The 2523-nt window shown below is 43.3% G+C and carries 1 protein-coding gene; it reads right to left on the bottom strand.

Annotation, left to right across the window (positions count from 1 at the left end; genetic code table 11):
- On the bottom strand, nt 1–2523 hold a 2523-nt coding region (locus Xind_RS19400; protein WP_187650922.1), incomplete at both ends, for a non-ribosomal peptide synthetase.

Raw genomic sequence — 2523 nt, 5'->3', positions numbered from 1 at the left:
GTAGCCGAGCGACTTGTCCTTATCCGTAGCAAACGGATTTGCCACAAACCGCCCGGCGGTCAGTTCAGGCCGGTTTAAATACCCCCGCGCCAGCCCGGCTCCGCCGATGTATAACTCTCCGGGAGCACCAATAGGCACAGGTTGCCCGGCCTGATTCAACACATAGGCATACATGTCATTTAACGGCCGGCCAATATTGGATGCGGTTATCGCGTCGTCCTGGGTTAATTTCCTGAAAGTAACATGTACGGTTGTTTCAGTGATCCCATACATATTAATCAGGGCCGGAGAGTGATCGCCGTAACGGTTCCACCAGGGTTTTAATTGAACCGGGTTCAGTTTATCTCCGCCGAAAATCACGTAGCGAAGATGGGGAAATTCAGCCTCCCTGGTCAAGGATGCGTCAATAAAGGCATAAAATGCCCCCGGCGTCTGATTTAATACGGTAACTTTCTGATCAGAACAGAGGCGGCTGAATCTGCTGAAATCTTTCGTGTGCTCTGTTGTTGGAATAATCAGACGCCCGCCATACAGTAATGCGCCCCATAATTCCCAGACACTGAAATCAAAGGTATAAGCATGATAGAGCACCCAGGTATCATGTTGGTCAAACTGATAATCTCCCTGAGTGGCCGCAAATAAACGCACCACATTATGATGTGTCTGCAACACGCCTTTTGGCTGCCCGGTCGTGCCCGACGTATAGATGACATAAGCCAGATCCGTCGCTGTATTCACAGGCGCCGGATTTTCTGTCGGCGGGTTTTCTGGCACGGCCTGATCATCCGCCGCTATCAACGCCGGCGACTGAGCCTGTGTCTGGGTATATTCCCCCAGTGTTGCCAGATAGTGTTTTTGGGTCACAACACAAGGTGATGCCGTATCTTGCAAAATAAACCGGATGCGCTCAGGCGGATATTGCGGAGATATCGGGACATAAGCCCCGCCGGCTTTCAGCACCGCCAGTATGCTGATGACCATTTCCAGACTGCGATCCAGATACAGAGCCACCAGCGTATCAACAGGCATAGGTTTATTGTGCTGCTGCTGATACTGTGCCCGGATCACCGCGGCCAATTGGTTGGCCCGTTCGTTGAGCTGGCGGTAAGTCAGCGTTTTGCCTTCAAACACCAGCGCCACGTTGTGCGGTCTGGCTGCCACTTGAGATTCAAATTGCTGCTGGAGAGTCTGGTCTTGCGGATACGCGATATCGGGCTGGTGCCAGTTATGCAGTAATAGCTGGCGTTCTTGCTCCAATAAAATGGGTAACTCACTGACTGACAATGCAGGATTGTTAATCAAAGCAACGAATAGATTTTGTAATCGTTCAAGTATTCTGTTGATATCCAGTTCACTAAAATATTCCTGTCGATAATCTATTGTTATTTTTAGTGCCTGATTATATCCATAATCTTTCAATCGAAAGACGATAGGGTAAATATTAAACACCCCATCGACATGGTAATACTGATTTTCAGCAATTTCAGCGGCGGATTCAGAAAAACGCTCATAAAAAATGGATATATTAGGCAAAGAAAGCCGGTGTTGATTAGCTATTCGGATAAGATGAGATTGAGGGAATCTACAGTGATAGTAACTACTTTTCAGCTCGGATTCTATCAGCCTAATCTGTTCAATCACACTTGCTGTATTAGAAATGCGACAATGCACTGGATATATATTTGCGCTCATGCCAACAACATATTTTTCTAATTTTTTCTTTCTTCCATGTGTGATCGTGTTAAAAGTCAACTCTTGCTGCCCGGTAAGTTCAGACATCATCATAACAACCAGGCCTGAAAAAATAGAATGCAGATTGGTTTGATATTTTTTACAAAATAACCGCAAATCCTCTTTAATTGAAAGAGGTAATATTAACGTACCATAACTACTTCCTGCCTTTGAATAACAAGGCGTTAATCGATGTATTTCTTTTTCTTTTAGAAAGTTAAGCCAATAATTTTTATCTTTTTCATAGTGAGTTTTATTTAGATATTCTCTTGCCTTGGCTACTACAGTCAAATATTGTGGAATATCCGATAACCATGCTGTTGATGTTCCGTTCTTAAGACATTTGTATAATTTATGGACATACTCATGAAGCCGGTAAGAACCGACACCATCAATCATAATATGGTGGATTTTAGTGAAAAAGTAATACTTTTCATCAGCCAGACGAATCAAGAAAACCTGATAAGGTGTTTCCTTTAAATAATCTATCGGAATTTCAATTTGTTGCCGCATCCAGAGTTTTGCTTCTTTTTCAGGTTCAGACTGCATGGCAACATCATGAAATATAATTGATTCGGGTATACTCTGTTCTTCAATGTATTGTATCGCTTCATTATCTGAATTAACCGATATGCGCAAACGCAACATATCAATATGTTGATGCAATACATTCCACACTTTTTGCAAAAGGGCTATATCAATCTGTTTTTCTATAAAAGCATACCAACCGAGATTGTGTATTGGACTATTTTCATAAAGTGCCTGTTCGTAAAACACATCTTCCTGAGAAGG

Source organism: Xenorhabdus indica (assembly GCF_014467235.1).
In the GTDB taxonomy this organism is placed as follows: Bacteria; Pseudomonadota; Gammaproteobacteria; order Enterobacterales; family Enterobacteriaceae; genus Xenorhabdus; species Xenorhabdus indica.
This window is presented reverse-complemented; position numbering and strand designations above follow the sequence as displayed.